Annotated in this window: 4 protein-coding genes; 1 reads left to right on the forward strand and 3 read right to left on the reverse strand. The window is 42.3% G+C overall.

All coding sequences use genetic code 11. The features are described 5' to 3' along the window. Nucleotides 1-202: 202 nt before the first annotated feature. The 3 genes from H6G26_RS39635 to H6G26_RS39645 all read right to left on the reverse strand — a co-directional run bounded on the left by H6G26_RS39635 (nt 203) and on the right by H6G26_RS39645 (nt 2,685). A complete protein-coding gene (locus H6G26_RS39635; protein ID WP_190737372.1) occupies nt 203-967 on the reverse strand; it encodes a hypothetical protein in 765 nt (254 codons plus the stop codon). A gap of 67 nt (nt 968-1,034) precedes the next feature. Next, nucleotides 1,035-1,214: a hypothetical protein gene (locus H6G26_RS39640; protein WP_190737374.1), complete on the reverse strand. Its 180-nt coding sequence runs from the start codon at nt 1,212-1,214 to the stop codon at nt 1,035-1,037. 568 nt (nt 1,215-1,782) lie between these two features. Next, nucleotides 1,783-2,685, reverse strand: coding sequence for a phytanoyl-CoA dioxygenase family protein (locus tag H6G26_RS39645; protein WP_190737382.1), 903 nt, complete (start codon nt 2,683-2,685; stop codon nt 1,783-1,785). A 698-nt stretch (nt 2,686-3,383) separates the two neighbouring features. Here H6G26_RS39645 and H6G26_RS39650 point away from each other — a divergent pair. Continuing rightward, nucleotides 3,384-3,671, forward strand: coding sequence for a Mo-dependent nitrogenase C-terminal domain-containing protein (locus H6G26_RS39650; protein ID WP_190737384.1), 288 nt, complete (start codon nt 3,384-3,386; stop codon nt 3,669-3,671). The last annotated feature ends 177 nt before the right edge of the window (nt 3,672-3,848 follow it).

The following is a 3,848-nucleotide window of genomic DNA, read 5'->3' on the forward strand; positions in this document are numbered from 1 at the left end:
AGCACAAGTACAGGAAAACGCTAATGCATCGGGTAAACAACTGTCTTGGGCAACAATTCAACGCATTGAAGAAGTTCTGGAAATGCAAATCAGCGATCGCGGCACTGTCGGTGCTTGAGTCGTTTTCAATTCAATGAATTGATATCGCCAATCTATCAGAGTCATCAGGAGTTTTTGATTAATGCATATTAACTATGACAGCCTACTCAGGCTCATCGCCTTTGCATTCGGTGCTGGCATCGTTGTACCCAGTAAATTCAGCATTGACTATTGTATTCAAGTTCAAGAGAATACCGTTGGATTGGGTAAAACTATTGCCTTGGAGTAATTCTGTATAGAGGATATGGGCATAACCGTGATTGCCAGCAAAATTCCACTGTCCAGGCTGGAATAAGTCATTCCAGTTGGCATAAATATCTAAGGTAGCCAACTGAGAATCATAACCCAAAGATTCACTAGTATGTAAAGATACAACTCGATTAGCATCACTTGGATCTAAGCGATCACTTGCGGTTTTGTCTTCAAACTCAGGTCCTGCGGGGTCGAGTCCTACTATTTGAGCAAGAGAACGCCCTGTAGATTCACGGTAGGTTGAAGCAGTGAATCCAGCAATGTGCGCTCCCAGACTATGCCCGATCAGATTGGTGTAAGTCGGCTCTATGCCATTATTTATTAAGTAGGTAGCCAACTGATTACCAACATCGCGTGTTCTGGCGGCGGAAGTGGGATACCACAGGGAACTAGCTCCTTCTTCCCAATCTAGGAGAATAATATTAGCATTTGACTCACGTTGCCGAATGGTTTGGGCTATATTTTCCATCCAATCAACAGCTTTGTAGTTATTGCCTGCATTGCCACCACTGCTTTGATAGCCATGAATAACAACATAGGTTGGTGCCTCAGAAGTAATGCGCCCAGAACTGTTGATAGAACCGTTACCCCAAACATTAAAGTTGACTTCAACCATCTGAAAAATTCGGTAGTGAAAAAATTCTATTGCTTGAGGCAAAAAGATGTCTTACCCTGGCAGATTTCTAGGTGGGATTTCCCTTCCTTGATAAAACTGTTGCTCTAACTTGCCCAAACCAAGCCAGATCAAAAGCCCAATTATCATAACTAGGCTTGAATCCACCAGCAGAGTCCTCTTGTACTACTTTTGTTTGAGATGTTACTTCTTGTTGAGAAGCCTCTTGAGGTAAAACACTATTGAACATGGTAACAATTGAAAAATCTGTTATTTTCTAGCCTCAAAAAATGTAGGTATTTTCTAATCCTATTGGTGGAACTCAATTGAGAAATCAGTCTTTAGTCTCAAGTGACCTCAGATGAAGCATATAATTTCTGACATTAAAAACTTTGGGTATACCAGAATTAAATGTAACCCTCCAAGGGAGTATGTTCCCTCAAAAAAAACTTTTCGGCTTGGGGACAAATATTGGGCTATTTTGGTAGCTTATGATGACTAAAGAAAGAGAATAATTTAATAAAGCGAAATAGCTCATTAAAACATTGTTTTGGCAGGAAGAACGCAGTAATTCTTATATGCTAACCAATGTGTTTTAAACTGAACTCACATCATATTAAGCCTCAAGACAAACGCATTTAAATTACTCTCGATCATAACTAGAGTTAAAAACTGACGAAAAAATCTTTCCTTTTGCGTTTAATTATTTTTTAAGTCCCAAAGCGATGCCTAAAACTTTGGCAATAAGCAAGGATTAATGACATTATTTTAACTCTATTGAGAATATATGCTTATTGACATGATGCGACCGCCCTGTACTAAGCCTCCCCCATAACCAGTCCTTCGATCGTATGCGCTTGTACGATCGGTTCTAGTTCTTCAACGATTCGACAGGCGAAGTGCTTTCGGTGTTCTACAGGGATAGTCTCGTAGTAAGACCGAGTAAACTGGAGATCATGCCGCTCTGCATTTTGGGCATCTGGAGCATCCACACCAAGCACTAGGGCTGGGCGCGATTTTTGGGATTGGTTAGCTGTACCTCGATGAATGGTCAGTGCTGACCGGACAGATATATCTCCACGCTTCGGCATCTTCCTTACGGTGCGCTTTTGATATCGGCCGTAGAGAGATTTGGGCGGAAACATTTCGTGTTTGAAGCCGATTGGTCGATCCCACTGGGTGCCGAGTGCGATCTCGAACGGCCCCATGTCTTCTTCAACGTCCACAGTGGTCAAGTTGAAGGCAAGGGAGTTGAGCCTGCGTCCTGTCAGAGTGGCTTCAGGCGAGGGAAAGTCGCGGTGCCACGGCTGATTCATGGAGCCAGTCAAAGGCACGTCGAACCCAATCTCCACGATTTTGTAGTCCTTAGAGAGAATCGCGGTTGACACTGCCACTACCCAAGGATGTGTCACGAGGTCGAGGAACCCCCTGATCCTCTCCGGGTGAATTTCTACGTAGTATCGGTTAGGTCCTCGCCCCACCGCCCCACCAGGACGCGCCAGCGCTTCTGAGAAGAGAACTTCAATATCCTCACCGAGGCGATTTGCCCACGTCGGCTCAAACGCTCCTTTCAACCCAATGATCCCGTCGCCGTAGAGTCCGCCCATTATGGTGGCAGTATCGTACTGCTCATCGAGCGCGGTTGGGGATATCTCTTCTGTTTTTTCGGCTTGGACGGTGTTCGTGTAGTCAAGAGCAAGTTCGTGTGCGGCTGTATTCATCAGACATCCTATCCGTGAGAGCGTTTTAAAACAAGGTTATAACAGGGTCATCATGGGCGAGATTAGAGCGATACAGCTTTGCTACCCGGCCACAATGGCCCCAATAACTAATAATAATTTGGGGTAGAGGGCGCGTAATTGGGCTATAAATCTCTAAATAAAAGGGTTTGAGGCAGTAACATCCAAAAGATGCTTCAGTTTTTAACCGAAAAGTTGTAAATAAAGTTAATAAAATACTTCAGATGTTGTCGCCATACTCCATCGCTTCCCTAATCGATTATCCCAAAATTACCGGAAGTGCTGCTGATGTGGGCTATTGAAGTGATGAGTGGGGTGTTGGTGGGAAATCTAGCGCGGAGATTCGGTTTGGTAGCTCTTTTGTTGACAACCCACTGCTGAGGTAATACTTCAAACAAGACCTTGTGTTTATTTCTAACGCTAATTCCTTAAAGTAAAGAACAGTAGTCGTTACAGGAGCTAGGGATGCGCTTATACTCATGTCCCCTTCAGACGTTTAACTTTGCTCCTAATATTTCTCATTTAGATACGATTGCCTTCCTCTTGTGGATTTTAAGGAATTTTACTGATATTTCCATAGGGTTTCTTTAAGCGGAGAAATAGTTTCGTAAATTTACGATGTTTTTCTCCGTAGAGAAGTGGCATTTTAGAGAAATAGATTTTGGAAAGAGAATTGATATATGAATTTCTTAAAAAAAGACTATTTCAACAATAACTTATTAAACCAGATCCGTTATCAGCTTGAGATATTAGAAATACATGATTCCAAATTAGCCAGGCTCTTATGCAAACTAATTCCATCCCATTGTCCTTTTGAAAGAACTGTAACAATTTTGGGAAGGACACTTTTTCACATTCCACCATTGTGTAAAATCAACCCCCTTTATGAGCAAATAATTGGTCTACGTTACAAGTGTTTGTTGTATTTAGTAGATGAATGTGGCGAAGATGCGACAAGGTATTGTTAAACGGGATTTTTGTTTAGCAAAAAGAGAGAGGAGCTTGGTCTAAAATCTAGATAATGCTTTACTCTTGCATCAGGATAAGCTTTTGTTGATATTCTTTATACTCTCTGTCTTTATGCTGCCAGTATTTCTCAACTGTTTCTTTAGCAGCGATTGCACTATCGTATTCATCTCCACCTT

This window comes from Nostoc sp. FACHB-888 (assembly GCF_014696655.1).
In the GTDB taxonomy this organism is placed as follows: domain Bacteria; phylum Cyanobacteriota; class Cyanobacteriia; order Cyanobacteriales; family Nostocaceae; genus Nostoc.

Coding starts and splice junctions, on each gene's coding strand:
- H6G26_RS39650 (WP_190737384.1), top strand. CDS start 3,384: ATGAATTTCTTAAAAAAAGACTATTTCAACAATAACTTATTAAACCAG.
- H6G26_RS39645 (WP_190737382.1), bottom strand. CDS start 2,685: ATGAATACAGCCGCACACGAACTTGCTCTTGACTACACGAACACCGTC.
- H6G26_RS39640 (WP_190737374.1), bottom strand. CDS start 1,214: ATGTTCAATAGTGTTTTACCTCAAGAGGCTTCTCAACAAGAAGTAACA.
- H6G26_RS39635 (WP_190737372.1), bottom strand. CDS start 967: ATGGTTGAAGTCAACTTTAATGTTTGGGGTAACGGTTCTATCAACAGT.